This is a genomic window from Streptomyces sp. NBC_01232 (assembly GCF_035989885.1).
In the GTDB taxonomy this organism is placed as follows: domain Bacteria; phylum Actinomycetota; class Actinomycetes; order Streptomycetales; family Streptomycetaceae; genus Streptomyces.
The window spans coordinates 4075083-4092583 of the sequence record NZ_CP108518.1 but is presented as its reverse complement, the minus strand read 5'-3'; the positions used below and the strand labels follow the sequence as shown (position 1 = coordinate 4092583).

Genomic DNA, 17501 nt, shown 5'->3' with positions numbered 1-17501 from the left:
CAGACTCTGGCCCATGCGGACCGAACTCACCGACACCACGTCCAGCAAGGTCAACCGGGCCCTGCTCGAAGCCCGCCGGGCGATAGGCAGCCCGACCATGGGGCTGGTGCTGACCCTTGTGATCGTCACCGACGAGGAGAACGCCTACGACGCCGTGCGCGCGGCCTCCGAGGCCTCCCGCGAGCACCCTTGCCGCATCATCGCGGTCATCAAGCGGACCTCGCGCGGCCCGCTCAAGCTCCGCGCGAACCGCGTCGACGCAGAACTGCGGGTCGGCTCGGACGCCGGCACCGGGGAGATCGTGCTGCTGCGCCTGCACGGGGCGCTGACCGAGCACGCCGGCTCGGTCGTCCTGCCGTTGCTCCTGCCGGACGCGCCCGTGGTGGCCTGGTGGCCGGCCGACGCCCCCACCGACCTGGCGGGTGACCCGCTGGGCGCGCTCGCGCAGCGCCGGATCACGGACGCGGCGGCCGCCTTCGACACGGTCGGGGTGCTCGACCAGCGGGCCACCGGCTACCAGCCCGGCGACACCGACCTGGCCTGGACGCGGATCACGTCGTGGCGGTCGCTGCTGGCCGCAGCCCTGGACCAGAAGCCGCTGCCGGTCACGGGGGCGACGGTCGAGAGCGAGCCGGACAACGCGAGCGCGGAGCTGCTGGCGCGCTGGCTGGAGGACCGGCTGGGGGTGATGGTGGCCCGGGTGGCGAGCGAGGGCCCGGTGATCACCAGGGTCACCCTGCACACGACGGGCGGGGAGATACGGGTGGACCGGCCCGCGGGCGTGCTCGCCACCCTGAGCCTGCCGGGGAGCCCGGACCGCAAGGTGGCACTGAAGATCCGCAGCGGCGCGGAACTGATCGCGGAGGAACTGCGCCGCCTCGACGCGGACGTGGTCTACGGCTCCGCGCTGCGGCGGCGGCCGCTCCAGACGGGGCTCTCCGCGTAGTGGTTGTCGTAGGTCGCCGAGCTGTCCTTGATGTCCTGCACGGTGGCCTCGCCCGCGTTGACCCGGCCGAGGAGCCGGTAGTAGTCGAACCGGCCCATGCCCGGGGTGAAGCCGACGAACACGGCGGCGGTGTGGCCGGCCGCGGGGGCGAAGGCGTGCTTGACGCCCGGCGGGACGGCGATGAAGTCGCCGGCGCCCAGGGTGTGGATCTCGTCGTCGACGAGGATGTCGAGCTTTCCGGCGGTGACGTGGAAGAACTCGGTGGCCTTGGTGTGGAAGTGCACCGGGGCACCCGCCGCGCCCTCGTCGAAGGTGGCGGTGTTGCAGGTGAGCTCGGCGGTGTCGGTGAGCAGGGTGATGAGGCTGCCCGGGGCGTCGTAAATGGCTTCGGCGGTGGCGGCGCGGGTCGCGATCTCTGTCATGTCCACCAATCTACGGGCATGATCGACCGGAATCGGGGGTCAATCAGGACCCGGTGGTGCCGGTCAATTCCGGCCCGCCCCACGGGCTGAGCAGGACCGGAACGGATACCGGAGCAGGGGCGGGGCGAATCCGGCAGCGGGGGCGGGGGGATCCCGAGGCAGGACCGGGGCGGATGGCTGAGCAGGGCCGGGCGGGTTGCGGCCGTAGGCGGGCCGGGGGCCGGCTGTCAGGCGCCGCCCGCGGCCTTGGCGGCCTTCGCGGCGGCCTTCATCTCCTGCTTGTGCGCCCGCACCTTCGCCAGGGACTCCGGGCCCGTGATGTCGGCCGCCGAACGGTAGACGTTCGCCGGGCCGTAGCCGCCCGCGGCCTCCCGCCAGCCCGTCGGGCGCACGCCGAACCGCTTGCCCAGCAGGGCCAGGAAGATCTGCGCCTTCTGCTCCCCGAAGCCCGGCAGCGCCTTGAGCCGCTTCAGCAGTTCCTGCCCCGTCCCGGCATCGGCCCAGACCGCCTCCGCGTCCCCGCCGTAGTGCTCGACGAGGTACGCGCACAGCTGCTGGATCCGCGTCGCCATCGACCCCGGATACCGGTGGACGGCCGGCTTCTCGGAGAGCAGGGCGGCGAAGGCCTCCGGGTCGTACGCGGCGATGGTGTGCGCGTCGAGATCGTCGGCGCCCAGCCGCTGGGCGATCGTCCAGGGCCCCGAGAACGCCCACTCCATGGGCACCTGCTGGTCCAGCAGCATTCCGACGAGCGCGGCGAGCGGGCTCCGGCCGAGCAGCGCGTCCGCCTCCGGCTGCTGTGCCAGCCGGATGGTGATGTCCTTGTCCATGGCTCCAGCGTCCCGCGCGGGGGCGCTCCCCGCGCGGTCGCCGCACCGCGCGCCTAGCGTGAGTACGACCGTCTACGACGACGACAGGTACGAGACGAGGAGTCGATCGATCATGTCTGAGTTCTCCGAAGGCGCTCCGTGCTGGGTGGACGCGATGTTCGCCGACGTGGAAGGGGCCAAGACCTTCTACGCGGACGTGCTGGGCTGGACCTTCGGCGAGGCCAGCAGCGAGTACGGCAACTACACGCAGGCCTACTCCGACGGCAAGGCCGTCGCGGCCGTCGTCCCGCCGATGCCGGGGGCCGACGCGCCCTCGCAGTGGTGCCTCTACTTCGCATCGCCCGACGCGGCGGCCACCGCCGAGAAGGTGACGGCGAACGGCGGCGAGGTCCTGATGGGCCCGATGCAGGTGGGCGCCTTCGGCACGATGCTGATCGCGAAGGAGCCCAGTGGCGCGGTCTTCGGCGTCTGGCAGCCGGGCGAGCACAAGGGCTTCGAGAAGATGGGCGAGCCGGGCTCGTACGCGTGGGCGGAGGTCTTCACCCGCGAGCCGGCCAAGGCCGACGGGTTCCTGCCGAAGGTCTTCCCTTACAGCGCCCAGCAGATGGACGCGGGCGACGACCCCCATACGGCCGACATGGACTTCAAGGTGTTCAGCGTCGGCGGCGGCGGGACGCCGGTCCTTGGCCGGATGAGCATGGGCGACGAGTTCCCGCCCGAGATCCCGTCGTACGTCCAGATCTACTTCGGCGTGCCGGACTGCGACGAGGCGGTGTCCAAGACGCAGAAGCACGGCGGGAAGCTGCACTTCGGCCCGATGGACAGCCCCTTCGGCCGGTTCGCGGCGGTCACCGACCCGCAGGGCGCCGCCTTCGCTGTGATCGACTTGTCGACAACGGTGGGTGAGATGCCGACCTTCGGCTGACACCGGGCCCGCGCCCTCCCCCACCTCGGACCGGACCCTGAGCCCGGGCGGAATCTTTTTCGCCCGGGCTGTCACACGGGTGGGGCGGGGCGGGTCAGTGGAGTGAAGCAGGCGGGAAACCGACCGGAGCGAGTCCGCACCGGCGCCCGCCCGAGGGGAGTGCCGGATGTCCACCACTGCCGTTGTTTTCGCACTGATCGGCGCCGTCATGGTCGGCTTCTCGGCCGTCTCGGTGTTCCTCGGGGCCGCGTGGGTCGTCGAGCCGCTGACCGAGTACGGGGTTCCGCGCTCCTGGTGGACCTGGCTCGGCGTCGCCAAGGCCGCGGGCGCGGCGGGCCTGGCGGCGGGCCTCTTCGTACCGGCGGCCGGCATCGCCGCGGCGGTCGGGATCGCCCTGTACTTCGCGGGGGCCGTGATCACGGTGCTCCGGGCGAAGTCCTACGCCCACGTCGCCTTCCCGGTGATCTACGCGGCCCCGGCGGTCGTCGCCCTGGCCCTCGGCTTCCACGGCTGAGAAGCCCCGCCCCCCGAAGGTTCCTGCTGCTCGGGGCGCGCGGCCCGGACCGGCGCCGTCTTGCTCAACCCGTGGGAGTACGAGGGCCGACCTGCGGGTGGTTGCCCGAGTCCCTGCGGGATCGGCTTCGGGGAAGACCGGTGCCGGGGCGCGGAGTGCCGTGGAAGACCTGGGCGGTGTGCCAGGAGCGGTGGTGCGTCGCCACGGGTCGGACGCCCGGCTGCGGGCCGATGACCGGGCGGCCCGCGAGCGCTATGACGTGTTCACGGGCCGCGGGGCTGCGCCCGACCGGCCCGGAACCCGGCCGGGATTCGGGTGGGGACATCCACGAGGACCGTTCTTCCACCCGGTGCTCTGCACGGAGATCGATGGATGACGGAGGAGTCGTCCTCGGCGGTCGCTTGGGCACGTTCCGGAAACCGGGACGGAGAACGCGAAGAGCCCCACCGCAAGCGGTGGGGCTCTTCGACATCGTGCCCGGTGAGGCACTGGCGGAGGATACGAGATTCGAACTCGTGAGGGGTTGCCCCCAACACGCTTTCCAAGCGTGCGCCCTAGGCCACTAGGCGAATCCTCCGCCGCAAACAATACAAGACGTTGAGGGGTGCTCGCGAACGTGATCGTCGGGCGGAGGGCAGGTCGGGGTCCGGCTCGATTCCTGGGCCCTCCATCCGCTAGGGTGGGGCCAGCCCCTCACGTGGCGCTATCTCACCCAACTCCCCCAGGGCCGGAAGGCAGCAAGGGTAAGTGGGCTCTGGCGGGTGCGTGGGGGGCGCTTTGCGTTCCGGGCGCCCTGTGGAGGCATCGGCGGGCCGCTGATGTCGGTGGGCCCGGATAACCTCGTATACGTGTCGTCCCTTGCGCTGTACCGCCGCTATCGCCCCGAGTCGTTCGCCGAGGTCATCGGGCAGGAGCATGTCACTGCACCGCTGATGCAGGCCCTGCGGAACAACCGGGTCAATCACGCGTACCTGTTCAGCGGGCCGCGTGGCTGCGGCAAGACCACCAGCGCGCGCATCCTCGCCCGGTGTCTGAACTGTGAGCAGGGTCCCACTCCCACCCCCTGCGGGGAGTGCCAGTCCTGCCGGGACCTGGCCAGGAACGGGCCGGGGTCCATCGACGTCATCGAGATCGACGCCGCCTCGCACGGTGGTGTGGACGACGCCCGTGACCTGCGCGAGAAGGCCTTCTTCGGGCCGGCCTCCAGCCGCTACAAGATCTACATCATCGACGAGGCGCACATGGTCACCTCGGCGGGCTTCAACGCCCTGCTGAAGGTGGTCGAGGAGCCGCCGGAGCACCTCAAGTTCATCTTCGCCACCACGGAGCCGGAGAAGGTGATCGGGACCATCCGGTCCCGCACGCACCACTACCCCTTCCGGCTGGTCCCGCCCGGCACCCTGCGCGATTACCTCGGCGAGGTCTGCGGCCGCGAGGGCGCCAGCATCGAGGACGGCGTGCTGCCGCTCGTCGTGCGCGCCGGCGCCGGCTCCGTGCGTGACTCCATGTCCGTCATGGACCAGCTGCTCGCCGGCGCCACCGACGCCGGTGTGACGTACGCCATGGCCACGTCCCTGCTCGGCTATACCGAGGGGTCCCTGCTCGATTCCGTCATCGACGCCTTCGCCTCCGGGGACGGGGCCGCGGCCTTCGAGGTCGTCGACCGCGTCGTGGAGGGCGGCAACGATCCGCGCCGGTTCGTCGCCGACCTGCTGGAGCGGCTGCGCGACCTGGTGATCCTGGCCGCCGTGCCGGACGCCGGGGAGAAGGGGCTGATCGACGCCCCCGCCGACGTCGTGGAGCGGATGCAGGCCCAGGCGTCCGTGTTCGGGGCGGCCGAGCTGTCGCGCGCCGCCGATCTGGTCAACACCGGGCTCACCGAGATGCGGGGCGCGACCTCGCCGCGGCTGCAGCTGGAGCTGATCTGCGCCCGCGTGCTGCTGCCCGCCGCCTTCGACGACGAGCGGTCCTTCCAGGCCCGGCTCGACCGGCTGGAGCGCAGCGGCGCCGCCGCGGCCTTCGCCGCGCCGCCGGTCGCGGGGCCCGCCCTGGGGTACGTGCCCGGGCCCGAGGCGCATCCCATGGCCCCCGCCGGTCCCGGCGGCGGTGTCGCCGCCGTGCGTGCCGCCGCGCCGGTGCAGGCGCCCGAGCCGGTGCAGGCCGCCCCGGTGCCCGCTCCTGCGCCCGTCCCCGCCGCTTCCGCCCCGGCGCCCGCCGCCGCGGCTCCCGCGCCCGGCGCCTGGCCCGGGGCCGCGCAGCCCGGGAGCGGCGCCCCTGGCGCCTGGCCGGGAGCCTCGGCGGCTCCGGCGCCCGCGCAGGCCCCCGCGGCCCCTGCCGCCGGAGCCTGGCCCAGCGCCTCCGCACCCGCGTCCGCCCCCGCGCCGGCCGCGCCGGCCGCCGCGCCCGCGCAGGCCCCCGCAGCCCCCGCCCCCTCCCCCGGCATGGCCGCCGGAGCCGGGCAGGTGCAGGCGATGTGGCCCGGCGTCCTGGAGGCCGTCAAGAACCGCCGCCGCTTCACCTGGATCCTGCTCAGCCAGAACGCCCAGGTCACCGGCTTCGACGGGACCACCCTCCAGCTCGGCTTCCCCAATGTCGGAGCCCGCGACAACTTCGCCAGCAGCGGCAGCGAAGACGTGCTGAAGGCGGTCCTGGCCGAGCAGTTCCAGGTCAACTGGAAGATCGAGGCTGTCATCGGCGGCGGATCCCCGGCCCCGATCCAGACCTCTTCGTACGGCGCCCCGGCCGCGCCCGCCCCCGCCTACAGCCCGCCGCCCGCGCAGCAACAGCAGCAACAGCAGCAGTCCTCCGCCCCGCAGGCGCCGCCCGCCCAGCAGTACGCGCCGCCGCAGCAGCCCCAGCAGTCGGCTCCCGCCCCGCAGCCCCCCGTACAGCAGGCACCCCCGCCGGTCGCCCCCGAGGACGACTTCGCGGAGGACGACGATCCCGACCTCGTCGACAGCGCCCTCACCGGACACGACCTGATCGTGCGCGAGCTCGGAGCCACCGTTGTGGAGGAATACACAAATGAGTAGTCGGTCCTGATTGGGTGGCCGCACGAAGCCGACCGCGCCGTCCCGGCTAGGCTGAGCAGCGTGAAGGTCCTCGTCATCGGCGGCGGCGCCCGCGAACATGCCCTGTGCCGCTCTCTGTCCCTCGACTCCGCCGTCTCCGCGCTGTACTGCGCTCCCGGCAATGCCGGCATCGCCGACGTGGCCACGCTGCGCCCGGTCGACGCCCTCGACGGTGAAGCCGTCGCCCGACTCGCCACCGAACTCGGCGCCGACCTCGTGGTCGTCGGCCCGGAGGCCCCGCTGGTCGCGGGCGTCGCCGACGCCGTCCGCGCGGCCGGCATCCCCGTCTTCGGCCCCTCGGCCGAAGCGGCGCAGCTCGAAGGCTCCAAGGCCTTCGCCAAGGACGTGATGGCCGCGGCCGGGGTCCCGACCGCGCGCAGCTACGTCTGCACCACCCCCGAGGAGGTGGACGAGGCCCTCGACGCCTTCGGCGCCCCGTACGTCGTCAAGGACGACGGCCTCGCGGCCGGCAAGGGCGTCGTGGTCACCGAGGACCTGGCGGTCGCCCGCGCGCACGCGCTCAGCTGCGACCGCGTGGTCATCGAGGAGTACCTCGACGGTCCCGAGGTCTCCCTCTTCGCCATCACCGACGGCGTCACCGTGGTCCCGCTCCAGCCGGCGCAGGACTTCAAGCGCGCGCTGGACGGCGACGAGGGCCCCAACACCGGCGGCATGGGCGCGTACTCCCCGCTGCCCTGGGCCGACCCGAAGCTGGTCGACGAGGTCATGGAGCTGGTCCTCCAGCCGACCGTCGACGAGCTCCGCCGCCGCGGCACCCCCTTCTCCGGGCTGCTCTACGCCGGCCTCGCGATCACCGGCCGCGGCACCCGGGTCATCGAGTTCAACGCCCGCTTCGGCGACCCCGAGACCCAAGTGGTCCTGGCCCGGCTGCGCACCCCGCTCGCGGGCGTGCTGCTGGCTTCCGCCAACGGCACCCTGGACGCGCTGCCCCCGCTCGTCTGGCGCGAGGACGCGGCCGTCACGGTGGTCATCGCCTCCCACAACTACCCCGAGACCCCCCGCACCGGGGACCCGATCGAGGGTCTGATCGACGTGGCCGCCGAGGACGAGCCCGATGCCTACGTGCTGCACGCCGGCACCCGGCGCGAGGGCAACACGGTGGTCAGCGCGGGCGGCCGCGTGCTGTCGGTGACGGCGACCGGTTCCGATCTGGCGCAGGCCCGCGCGAAGGCGTATAAGGCGGTGGCGCGCATCCGTCTCGACGGCTCGCAGCACCGTACGGATATTGCGGCCAAGGCGGCCGGGGGCCGCTGACCAGCGGCTTCACAGACCCGCGGGCCCGGTGCGCACCTCGTGCGGCCGGGCCCGCGGGCGCGTTCGCGTGCGTCTGCATCCGGCCGCGTTCGAACGCATCCACCTTTACCCAAAGCCATTCCATCGGGTGATCGTCACCCGGTCTGCCTGACGCCCGAGCGTGCCCCAACTAGGGTGCGATGCCAAGCATTCCGGCACTTGGCCCACCGGCATTGCGATGTCGGTGGCGGGTGTCACAGTGGGGGAGTGAGCAACGTCGCCGCAGGGCAGAGGGGGTGAGGTCCGGCCGTGTCCGGAACCGGTTCGATCATGGAAGCAGGCGTGCCGTCCGCGCGTTCCCGCGCTCTGGCCGTGCTGCGCGTGCGCAGCAGGGCCTTGGCCGTCGGGCTGCTGCCCGCCGCCCTCGCGGTGGTGCTGGTCGCCGCCCGGATGACGGGCCGGCTGGCCGGTGACCCCTGGCCCGCGGTGACCCTCGTCGTCTGCGTGGTCGCCGCCCTGGTGCTCCTCGTCGGCGGCGCGTTCGCCGCCGTGGTGCTGCGGGCGAGCCCCGCCGTGACGCCGACGGTCCCGCTCTCGGAGGCCGCCGCGCCCGATCTCTACCGGCTGGTGCGGGACCTGGCCGACCGGATGGACGTGCCGCCGCCCTCGGCGATAGCCCTCACCCCGGACTGCGACAGCTGGCTGGAGGACCGCACGCATGCGGCCCACCGCCGCGGCGCCGCCCGCGCGTCCGCCGGTACGGCCGGACCCGTCGGGCCGGAGTCCGAGCCGGGCGCCGCCCCCGTGCTGGTGATCGGCTCGCCGTTCCTGTGGTGGATGCGCGTCGCGGAGCTACGGGCGGTCCTCGCGCCCGTCGTCGCCGGTACGGGACCTTCCGCGCACCCGGACATAGCCGACGCGCGAGGCTTTGTACGGGGCCTGGACGCGGCCGTGGACGTGGGCAGCAGGCGCGGCCTCGGCTGGATCGCCGCGCCGGCCCGGCTGCTGCTGCGGCTGTGCCGGACGGACGCCGCCGAGATGGAGCGCGGGGTGGCCGCGGCCGCCTCGGATCGTGCACAGGGTGTGGACTACGGGCTGCGCATCGTCGCCCAGGAGCAGGTCGGCCTCGCCTATGCGGGCTGGGACCGGCTGCTGACCCGGGTCGCGCTGCCCGCCTGGCGGATGGGCCGCTGGCCCGCGCACCTCGACGCCGGGGTGGTCTCCGCGCTGACCGAGCTGTCCCGGCGGGACCGGCTGGCCGAGGGGTTCACCTCGCGGCTCGGCGAGCGCCCGGCCTGTGACCTGCTGGAGCAGCCCGGGCTGATCGACGAGGCGACGTCGCTGCTGGCTGCGCGGCTCTTCCACGGCGGTCCGGCCGAGGCCGGGCCGGACTGGTCGCCGGTCGACTGGACGGCGTATCCGGAGGAGGTCGTGGACCGCAAGTGGCGGACGGAGGCGGGCCGCCTGCACGCGGCACTGGACGCCCTGGCCGTCCCGGCGGGGCTGCCCGCCGGCCCTTCCGGATCCGCCATTCCGGCCACTCCGGGCACCTCGAACACCTCCAGCACCTCAATCACCTCCAGCACGCCGACCGCCTCAGGTGCTCAGAACAAGCCCGCCGGGGCCACCGCACGGCCAGGCGCCCCGGGTGCCTCCGGATCCGGATCCGCCGGAGCGGCCGGCCCCGCCACGCTCGCGGCCGCCGACTCCCCGGCGCCCACCGCCGACGGCTTCGCCGGACCCACGCTGGAGCGGGTCCTGGGCTACCTCACGGACCTCGGCGGCGAGGGCGCGGCGGGCGAGGCACTGGCCGGCCGGCTCAGTGGTGAACTGGCCCGCGAGGAGCGGGCCGCCGGACCCGCCGCCGGAGCGGGGAAGGCCCGCGGCGCGGACGCCGTTCCGCTGTTCCCGCTCCAGCCGCCGCGCACCGGCCGGGACCTCTTGGCCGACCACGTCACGGCCATGGTGTGCTGCGCGGCCGTGGACTCGGCCGGGGCCACCCCCGGGCTGGACTGGCTCGACGGGCCGGTCCTGCTGGTGGGCGGCGACCGCCGCTCCGACCTGGCCCCCCGAGTGCTGTGCCTGGTCGAGGAGGGGAACCCGGAGCCGCTGCGGGACTGGCTCTCGGCCCTCGGTGTCCGCCCGGAGAAGCCGGTACGCCTGGTCTGACGCGGGCCCGGGCGACCCTTCGGGAGGGTGACGGCTCGCACGGACAACCGGACGTGAATGTTCCGGTCCCGTCAATTCGCGACGAACAGTGACGGACTGCGTGCGTTATGTGATGTGCTGGGACCGGTCGCGGCTGGACGACCTGAAGCGGGTGCCGGAAAACGCCGTCTCAGCTCAGCCGTGAGCCGTGCTCCGAGGCGATGTACGCCCGTTCGGGGGAGCGAGGGAGGGGAGCGGTCATGGGTGCGGACCAGATCCGGCGTTGGGAGTCAGGTGCGCTCGCGCACGCGGTGACCGACCCCTTCGGACAGGGCCCCCTGCCCTGGTTCCGGGGCAGTGAGCTCTACTTCGACGACACCGGCCAGGTCGTGCCCTGGTACGTGGACCCGGCCGCCGCGGCGGCCGGAACCGGCCAGATCCCGCGCGCCCGCGGCAACGGCGGGCCCCGCACCGCCGACGACGTGCACCGCCAGATCAAGGGCTTCGCCTCGACCGGCGGGGTGGCCCCCGGCGAGGCCATCGACTTCCACATCACCGTCGACCCGCCCCAGCAGTTCTCCGTCGACGTGTACCGGATCGGCCACTACGGCGGCGACGGAGCCTCCAAGATCACCACCAGTCCCCGTCTCTCCGGCATCGTCCAGCCGGCCCCGCTCGCCGCCGACCGCACGGTCTCCTGCCACCACTGGTGGCTGTCCTGGCGCCTCCAGGTGCCCTCCTACTGGAGTGTCGGCGCGTACGTCGCCGTGCTCACCACCGCCGACGGCTACCGCTCCCACATCCCCTTCACGGTCCGCGACGACCACCCCGCCGACCTCCTGCTCCTGCTCCCCGACATCACCTGGCAGGCCTACAACCTCTATCCGGAGGACGGCCGCAGCGGTGCCAGCCTCTACCACGCCTGGGACGAGGACGGCCGGCTGCTCGGCGAGCAGGACGCGGCCGTCACCGTTTCCTTCGACCGCCCCTACGCCGGCGCGGGCCTGCCCCTGCACGTCGGCCACGCCTACGACTTCATCCGCTGGGCCGAGCGCTACGGCTACGACATCGCCTACGCCGACACCCGCGACCTGCACGCCGGCCGCGTCGACCCCACCCGCTACCGCGGCCTGGTCTTCCCCGGCCACGACGAGTACTGGTCCGCCCCCATGCGCCGCACCGTCGAGCGCGCCCGCCGCCACGGCACCTCGCTCGTCTTCCTCTCCGCCAACACCATGTACTGGCAGGTCGAGCTGGGCCCGTCCCCCTCCGGGGTCGACGACCGGCTCCTGACCTGCCGAAAACGGCGCGGCCCGGGCCGCCCCAGCCTCTGGCGCGAGGTCGACCGCCCGGAGCAGCAGCTGCTCGGCATCCAGTACGCCGGGCGGGTCCCCGAACCCGCCCCCCTGATCGTGCGCAACGCCACGCACTGGCTCTGGGACTCCACCGGCGCCGGCGAGAACGACGAGCTGCCCGGCCTGGTCGCCGGCGAGGCCGACCGCTACTTCCCGCGCACCCAGCTGCCCGAGCACGACGACCGGATCCTGCTGGCGCACTCCCCGTACCTCGACAGCGAGGGCCACCGTCGCCACCAGGAGACCTCCCTCTACCGGGCGCCGAGCGGCGCGCTGGTCTTCGCCTCCGGCACGTTCGCGTGGTCCCCGGCCCTGGACCGCCCCGGGCACGTGGACGAGCGGGTGCAGCGGGCCACGGCCAATCTCCTCGACCGGATCTGCAAGCGCGACTGACCTAGGACCGACCCGCGACCGACCCACCCCTGTCCGCAGGAGGGGACACAGGTGCGCGAGAATCGGGGTGCGCTTCATACAGAACCACAGGGAGACCCCGTGTCCGGATTCGTCGAAAAGCCCGAGCCGGTTCAGGTTCCGGGCCTCGTCCACCTCCACACCGGCAAGGTGCGCGACCTCTACCGCGACGAGCAAGACCGCCTCGTCATGGTCGCCAGCGACCGCATGTCCGCCTTCGACTGGGTGCTGCCCACCGAGATCCCGGACAAGGGCCGCGTCCTGACCCAGCTCTCCCTGTGGTGGTTCGACCAGCTCGCGGACCTCGTTCCGAACCACGTCATCTCCACCGACCTGCCCGCCGGCGCCCCCGCCGACTGGGCCGGCCGCACCCTGATCTGCCGCAACCTCGACATGGTCCCGGTGGAGTGCGTGGCCCGCGGCTACCTCGCCGGTTCCGGCCTCGCCGAGTACAACGAGACCCGTACGGTCTGCGGGCTCGGCCTCCCCGAGGGCCTCGTGGACGGCTCCGAGCTGCCCGCCCCGATCTTCACCCCGGCCGCCAAGGCCGCCGTCGGCGAGCACGACGAGAACGTCTCCTACGAGGAGGTCGCGCGCACCACCGGCCCCGAGACGGCGGCGCTGCTGCGCCAGACCACCCTCGCCGTCTACGGCCGCGCCCGGGACATCGCCCGTGAGCGCGGGATCATCCTGGCCGACACCAAGTTCGAGTTCGGTTTCGACCCGAAGGACGGCACCCTCGTCGCCGCCGACGAGGTGCTGACCCCGGACTCCTCGCGCTTCTGGCCGGCCGACCAGTGGGAGCCGGGCCGCTCGCAGCCCTCCTTCGACAAGCAGTACGTCCGCGACTGGCTGTCTTCCCCGGCCTCCGGCTGGGACCGCAAGGGCGAGCTCCCGCCGCCGGCCCTCCCGGACGAGGTCGTCGCCCGGACCAGTGCCAAGTACATCGAGGCCTTCGAGCGCCTGACCGGCCAGTCCTGGTCGTAGGAACGAGAGAAGCCCCCCGGTCCGAGGACCGGGGGGCTTCTTCGTTACAGAGCGGACAACGCGACTCGAACGCGCGACATCCACCTTGGCAAGGTGGTGCTCTACCAACTGAGCTATGTCCGCAGGTGCGCCGTAACGCGAGAACTACTATACCCAACCCCGCTCGCGTGCGAGACGCACTGCCGTGTGCCGGTTCTCCGCACCCAGCTTCGTCGCCGCCGACGACAGGTAGTTCCGCACCGTCCCCTGCGACAGCGACGCCCGCTCGGCGATCTCCGCGATCGGTGCCCCGTCCGCCGCGAGTTCGAGCACCTCCGCCTCCCGCGCGGTCAGTGGCGAGTCCCCCGCGCTGATCGCGTCGGCAGCCAACTCCGGGTCCACATAACGCCCTCCGGCGTGCACGGTACGGATCAGCTCGGCCAGCCGCTGCGCCGAGACGGTCTTGGGGGCGAAGGCCCGCACTCCCGCCGCCAGGGCCCTCTTCAGGTGCCCCGGACGGCCGTGACTGGTCACGATCATGGTTCGGCAGCCCGGCAGCTCGGCCCGCAGGGATGTGGCGACACTCACACCGTCCGCCCCCGGCATCTGCAGGTCCAGCACCGCCACGTCCGGCCGGTGCGCCCGTGCCATCGCCAGCGCCTCGGGACCCGAGGCCGCCTCCGCGACGACGACTAGGTCGTCCTCCAGCGCCAGCAGCGCCGCCAAGGCGCCCCGGATCAGATGCTCGTCATCGGCGAGCAGTACGCGTACGGGGCTCACGCCGGTACCTCCAGTTCTTGCAGTCGTCGGTCCGGGATCTCCGCCCGCAGCCGGAACCGGCCGTCGCCGACCAGGCCCGCCTGCAACGTCCCGTCCAGGGCCGCGAGTCGTTCCCGCAGCCCGGCCAGCCCCGAGCCCGGGGGCCCGGCCGGGGCCTCCGGTGCCCCGTCGTTCTCCACCACCAGCGTCACCGGGCCGGCGTCCGGCGCGGTCAGCCTGATCCGGCAGCGCTGCGCGTCCCCGTGCCGCAGCACGTTCGTCGTGGCCTCGCGCACCACCCAGCCGAGCGCCGACTGGACGTCGGGGTTCAGCTCCCGGTCGGTCCGGAAGTCGACCCGGCAGTCCATTCCGGCCGCTCGCAGCACTCCGCGCGCGCCCTCCAGCTCCACCGCCAGGTCCGCCTGCCGATAGCCGCGCACCACGTCCCGTACTTCTCGCTGGGACTCCTGCGCTATTCGCTGCACCTCGATCATCTGCTCCACCGCCTCCGGGCGTTCGCGCCGGGCCAGCTGGACGGCGAGCTCGCTCTTGAGGGCGATCACGGCCAGGTTGCGGCCCATCACGTCGTGCAGGTCCCGGCCGAACCGCAGCCGCTCCTCCGCCACCGCGAGACGGGACTGGACCTCGCGGGAGCGGTCGAGCTCGTAGACGGTCGTCAGCAGCCAGGCGGAGAACCCGCAGGTGGCGCCGAAGAACAGGCTGCCCAGCAGCACGCCGACGGCGTACCCGAAGGCGGTTGCGACCGGAACGCCGAAGCCGATCGCGGCCAGTCCCGTGGCGGGCGCCGCGACCGCCACGATGTACCACATCTGCCGCACCGACCTCAGGCACAGGACGAGCGAACCGGAGGCGAACCAGGTCAGTCCCGCCACCAGCGTCGGTGCGACGGTCATCTGGGTGATGTGGTCCATCGCCCGGAGCGCGAGGACGGCCAGGACGCACGCCGCCGTCGCGAGGGCGGTGGCGACCGCCAGCCGGGTGGGGCGCTCGCGCCGCCCCACCACCCAGTGCAGCGCCTTGGAGGCCAGCACGCCGCACAGTGCCGCGTGGGCGCACATCATCACGAAGAGCGAGGTGGGCACCACGATTGAGTTCTGCTCGGCGGCCGCGGCGGCCAGCGGGGTCAGCGCGAAGGACAGGACCTCCAGGATCACGAAGAGGTGGAACGACCCCCGCGTGTACAGCTCGACCTTCCCCGCACTGCTGCGGTTCTTCCACCACCCCGTCATCTTCGACACGGTCCCCGTCCCCCGACTCGCCCTACCGGCGCGGTTCCCACCGGAACCACCTCTGAACAGCAAACACGGTGATCACGGTCCAGGCCAAGGTGTTGAGCCCGGCCCCCAGCAGGTCCCCGCCCGCCGAGCCGCCGCTCCACCCGGCCCGCACGAGGGACATCACCCCGCTCAGCGGCAGCAGTTCGCACAGCGAGGCCGCGAGGTCCGGCAGCGAGTCCGTGGGCATGAACAGCCCCGAGCCGAGCACGGTGGCCAGGAACAGCGGCAGCGTGGTGATGCCCGCGGTCTCCACGGTGCGGGTGAAGGAGCTGGTCAGGGCGGAGAGCCCGGCCAGCAGCACGATGCCGGCCAGCACGCCCGCCACGAGCAGCAGCGGATTGCGCGGCATGCGCACGTCGAGGGCGATCGCGCCGCCGACGGACAGGACGGCGATCTGCCCGAGGGCCAGGACGGCGGCGGGCAGGGCGGTTCCGGCCAGGATCTCCAAGTCGTTCGCCTCGCCGGTGCGGAGCCGCTTGAGGACGAGCTCCTCGCGCCGGGCGACGTAGGCGGAGACCAGGTTCATGTGGACGACGAGGATCAGCACCATGCCGATCCCGCCGGTCAAGGTGGCCTCTCCGACGGCCTCGGCGCCCTCGACCCCGCTGAGCGAGGAGCGCAGGACGAACACCATCAGAAGGGGCATCAGCACGGCCACGCTGAGGGCGGCCCGGTTGCGCACCAGCAGGGTGAGCTCCGAGCGGCCGAGCGCGGCGAGCCGGCCGGGGTTCAGGGTGAGCGTGTTCATCGGGTCCCCGCCTTCGTGTCCTCGGTGCGGCCGCCGGCGCTGCGGCGGTTCTCCGCGATCTCCAGGAAGGCCTCCTCCAGGGAGGCGGACCGGGCGTCGAGCCCGATCAGTTCCACGCCCTGCTCCCGGGCCCAGCCCAGCAGTTCGGTCAGATCGTCCTGGAGCTGTTCGGTACGGACCTCCACGCGCTGCCCGTAGGCCGCCGCGCGCAGTGCCAGCGGGAGCCGGGCCGCGGGCACCCCGGCCGGCAGGGTGAAGCGGATCCGGGCGGGCCGCGTCGCGGTCACCTCGGCCGGGCTGCCGGACAGGACGAGTTCCCCCTCGTGGAGGATCGCGAGGCGGTCCGCGAGCTCCTCGGCCTCCTCCAGGTAGTGCGTGGTCAGCAGCACCGTGGTGCCCTGCGCGCGCAGGTCCCGGACCAGAGCCCAGGTGTCCCGGCGCCCCTCCGGGTCCATTCCGGTGGTCGGTTCGTCCAGGAACAGCACCTCGGGCCGGCCGAGCAGGGCCAGTGCCAGGTCCAGTCGCCGCCGTTCGCCGCCGGACAGCTGCTTGACGCGTACGGAGGACCGCGCGGCCAGGCCGACCAGTTCCAGCACCTCCGCCGCCGGGCGGGCGCCGGTGGTGACCCCGCCCCACATCCGGACGGTCTCGGTCACCGACAGGTCGGAGGGGAAGCCGCCCTCCTGGAGCATCACTCCGGTGCGCGGGCGGACCTCGGCCCGCCGCGTGTACGGATCGAGACCGAAGACGCGGACCCGGCCCCCGCTCGGCGCGGCCAGTCCCTCCAGCAGTTCGACGGTGGAGGTCTTGCCGGCGCCGTTGGTGCCGAGCAGGGCGAAGATCTCGCCCCGGGCCACGGAGAAGGAGACGCCCCGTACGGCCTCGAACCCTCCTGCATAGCCGCGGCGCAGGCCCTCGGCTTCGATCACGGTGTCAGTCATGGTTCAAGGCTCGCGGCGCCGGGGCCGGGCGGGCAGTGCGCGCTGTCACCGCCGGGGATGACATTTGTCAGGGGCCGCGGGTATCCGGCTACGGGAACACGAAGAAGGCCCCGATCATAATGACCGGGGCCTTCTGCATACAGAGCGGACGACGCGACTCGAACGCGCGACATCCACCTTGGCAAGGTGGTGCTCTACCAACTGAGCTACGTCCGCATGCACTGCATTGCCGTGAGGCGATGCGTGCATCACTCTACCCGATCCACAGCAGTGGTCCGGAAGTGATGCAGAGCGGGTGACAGGAATCGCACACTGCGCCTTCCCTCTGGAAGAGGGATGTTCTGCTACTGAACTACACCCGCACGACCTCGGAGGCTTTGACCTGCGGCCTGGCCCCTTGGCGTGATCCACACACTAGCCGACGGATGGGGGTGCATGGCAAATCGACGCTCAGTGGGCCGCGTTGTAGGCCTCGTAGATCTTCTTCGGGATGCGGCCGCGCGGGGGCACTTCGTGCTGGTTCGACCGGGCCCAGGCGCGGACGACCGCCGGGTCCGGGGCGACGGAGGTGTGCTTGTACGCCTTCCCCGAGCGCGACTGGCGGCGGCCGGCGGCCACGAAGGGGGCCAGGCCCTTCCGCAGTTTCTTTGCGTTCGCCACATTGAGGTCGATCTCGTAGGACTTTCCGTCGAGAGCGAACACGACCGTTTCCGCCGCTTCTCCGCCATCGATGTCGTCGGAGAGCGTGACTACTACGCGCTGCGCCACGGATATCGGTCCCTTCGTGCGACGTCGCCACCTGCTGACGTGCGGTGATGTCGCCTGTGTGGATGTTTCGGGGCAATGCAACTTTCATCCGGAATCCGGAGTGATTCCTTTGTACCTCGATTCCCATTGCATTGCGAAGCCCAGT

Annotated in this window: 15 protein-coding genes, 4 tRNA genes, 1 other RNA gene and 1 pseudogene; 9 read left to right on the top strand and 12 right to left on the bottom strand. The window is 72.6% G+C overall.

Features of this window, described 5'->3' with window-relative positions:
• Positions 1 to 13: 13 nt before the first annotated feature.
• Positions 14 to 946 carry a glucose-6-phosphate dehydrogenase assembly protein OpcA gene (gene opcA, locus OG444_RS18855; protein ID WP_327263268.1) on the top strand — a complete coding sequence of 311 codons (933 nt, stop codon included), beginning with the start codon at positions 14 to 16 and terminating at the stop codon, positions 944 to 946.
• Here opcA and OG444_RS18850 read toward each other — a convergent pair.
• Together OG444_RS18850 and OG444_RS18845 are read right to left on the bottom strand one after the other, a co-directional pair.
• The gene (locus OG444_RS18850; protein ID WP_327263267.1) at positions 895 to 1368 is read right to left on the bottom strand and encodes a cupin domain-containing protein; all 474 of its coding nucleotides are present in this window, start codon (positions 1366 to 1368) and stop codon (positions 895 to 897) included. The genes opcA and OG444_RS18850 overlap by 52 nt on opposite strands.
• A 227-nt stretch (positions 1369 to 1595) precedes the next feature.
• Complete coding sequence (locus OG444_RS18845; protein WP_327263266.1) at positions 1596 to 2198, bottom strand: HhH-GPD-type base excision DNA repair protein; 603 nt, start codon at positions 2196 to 2198, stop codon at positions 1596 to 1598.
• A 112-nt stretch (positions 2199 to 2310) separates the two neighbouring features.
• Here OG444_RS18845 and OG444_RS18840 point away from each other — a divergent pair, with 112 nt between their 5' ends.
• Positions 2311 to 3123: a VOC family protein gene (locus OG444_RS18840; protein WP_327263265.1), complete on the top strand. Its 813-nt coding sequence runs from the start codon at positions 2311 to 2313 to the stop codon at positions 3121 to 3123.
• 166 nt (positions 3124 to 3289) lie between these two features.
• Positions 3290 to 3637 (top strand): DoxX family protein, encoded by a 348-nt coding sequence (locus tag OG444_RS18835; RefSeq protein ID WP_327263264.1) that lies wholly within the window; start codon positions 3290 to 3292, stop codon positions 3635 to 3637.
• Between the two features lie 64 nt (positions 3638 to 3701).
• On the opposite strand, the pseudogene OG444_RS18830 reads toward OG444_RS18835, so the two are convergent.
• Positions 3702 to 3926: pseudogene (locus OG444_RS18830) on the bottom strand (phosphorothioated DNA-binding restriction endonuclease); the annotation flags it as partial.
• Between the two features lie 200 nt (positions 3927 to 4126).
• Positions 4127 to 4214: transfer RNA gene (locus OG444_RS18825), tRNA-Ser, on the bottom strand.
• A gap of 107 nt (positions 4215 to 4321) precedes the next feature.
• Between OG444_RS18825 and ffs the strand changes: the two genes are divergently transcribed.
• The 6 genes from ffs (at position 4322) to OG444_RS18795 (ending at position 12863) form a co-directional block, all read left to right on the top strand.
• An RNA gene (ffs, locus tag OG444_RS18820) (signal recognition particle sRNA small type) lies at positions 4322 to 4420 on the top strand.
• A gap of 65 nt (positions 4421 to 4485) precedes the next feature.
• Positions 4486 to 6669, top strand: coding sequence for a DNA polymerase III subunit gamma and tau (locus OG444_RS18815; protein ID WP_327263263.1), 2184 nt, complete (start codon positions 4486 to 4488; stop codon positions 6667 to 6669).
• Between the two features lie 60 nt (positions 6670 to 6729).
• A complete protein-coding gene (purD, locus tag OG444_RS18810; protein WP_327263262.1) occupies positions 6730 to 7983 on the top strand; it encodes a phosphoribosylamine--glycine ligase in 1254 nt (417 codons plus the stop codon).
• 309 nt (positions 7984 to 8292) lie between these two features.
• Positions 8293 to 10131: a hypothetical protein gene (locus tag OG444_RS18805; protein WP_327266848.1), complete on the top strand. Its 1839-nt coding sequence runs from the start codon at positions 8293 to 8295 to the stop codon at positions 10129 to 10131.
• Between the two features lie 239 nt (positions 10132 to 10370).
• Positions 10371 to 11858 carry a N,N-dimethylformamidase beta subunit family domain-containing protein gene (locus tag OG444_RS18800; protein WP_327263261.1) on the top strand — a complete coding sequence of 496 codons (1488 nt, stop codon included), beginning with the start codon at positions 10371 to 10373 and terminating at the stop codon, positions 11856 to 11858.
• Between the two features lie 99 nt (positions 11859 to 11957).
• Entirely contained in the window at positions 11958 to 12863 is a 906-nt protein-coding gene (locus tag OG444_RS18795; RefSeq protein ID WP_327263260.1) for a phosphoribosylaminoimidazolesuccinocarboxamide synthase, read from the top strand.
• A gap of 50 nt (positions 12864 to 12913) precedes the next feature.
• Here the strand turns inward: OG444_RS18795 and OG444_RS18790 are convergent.
• From OG444_RS18790 to OG444_RS18755, 8 genes are all read right to left on the bottom strand, one after another.
• Positions 12914 to 12986, bottom strand: a tRNA-Gly gene (locus OG444_RS18790).
• 24 nt (positions 12987 to 13010) lie between these two features.
• A complete protein-coding gene (locus tag OG444_RS18785; protein ID WP_327263259.1) occupies positions 13011 to 13622 on the bottom strand; it encodes a response regulator transcription factor in 612 nt (203 codons plus the stop codon).
• A complete protein-coding gene (locus OG444_RS18780; RefSeq protein ID WP_327266847.1) occupies positions 13619 to 14851 on the bottom strand; it encodes a sensor histidine kinase in 1233 nt (410 codons plus the stop codon). The genes OG444_RS18785 and OG444_RS18780 overlap by 4 nt, the downstream gene beginning before the upstream one ends.
• A gap of 31 nt (positions 14852 to 14882) precedes the next feature.
• Positions 14883 to 15647 (bottom strand): ABC transporter permease, encoded by a 765-nt coding sequence (locus OG444_RS18775; protein ID WP_327263258.1) that lies wholly within the window; start codon positions 15645 to 15647, stop codon positions 14883 to 14885.
• Positions 15644 to 16588, bottom strand: a complete 945-nt coding sequence (locus OG444_RS18770; RefSeq protein ID WP_327263257.1) for an ABC transporter ATP-binding protein — start codon at positions 16586 to 16588, stop codon at positions 15644 to 15646. The genes OG444_RS18775 and OG444_RS18770 overlap by 4 nt, the downstream gene beginning before the upstream one ends.
• A gap of 143 nt (positions 16589 to 16731) precedes the next feature.
• Positions 16732 to 16804: transfer RNA gene (locus OG444_RS18765), tRNA-Gly, on the bottom strand.
• Positions 16805 to 16878: 74 nt separating this feature from the next.
• Positions 16879 to 16950: transfer RNA gene (locus OG444_RS18760), tRNA-Gly, on the bottom strand.
• A gap of 88 nt (positions 16951 to 17038) precedes the next feature.
• Positions 17039 to 17356, bottom strand: coding sequence for a histone-like nucleoid-structuring protein Lsr2 (locus OG444_RS18755; protein ID WP_327263256.1), 318 nt, complete (start codon positions 17354 to 17356; stop codon positions 17039 to 17041).
• Positions 17357 to 17501 lie beyond the last annotated feature (145 nt).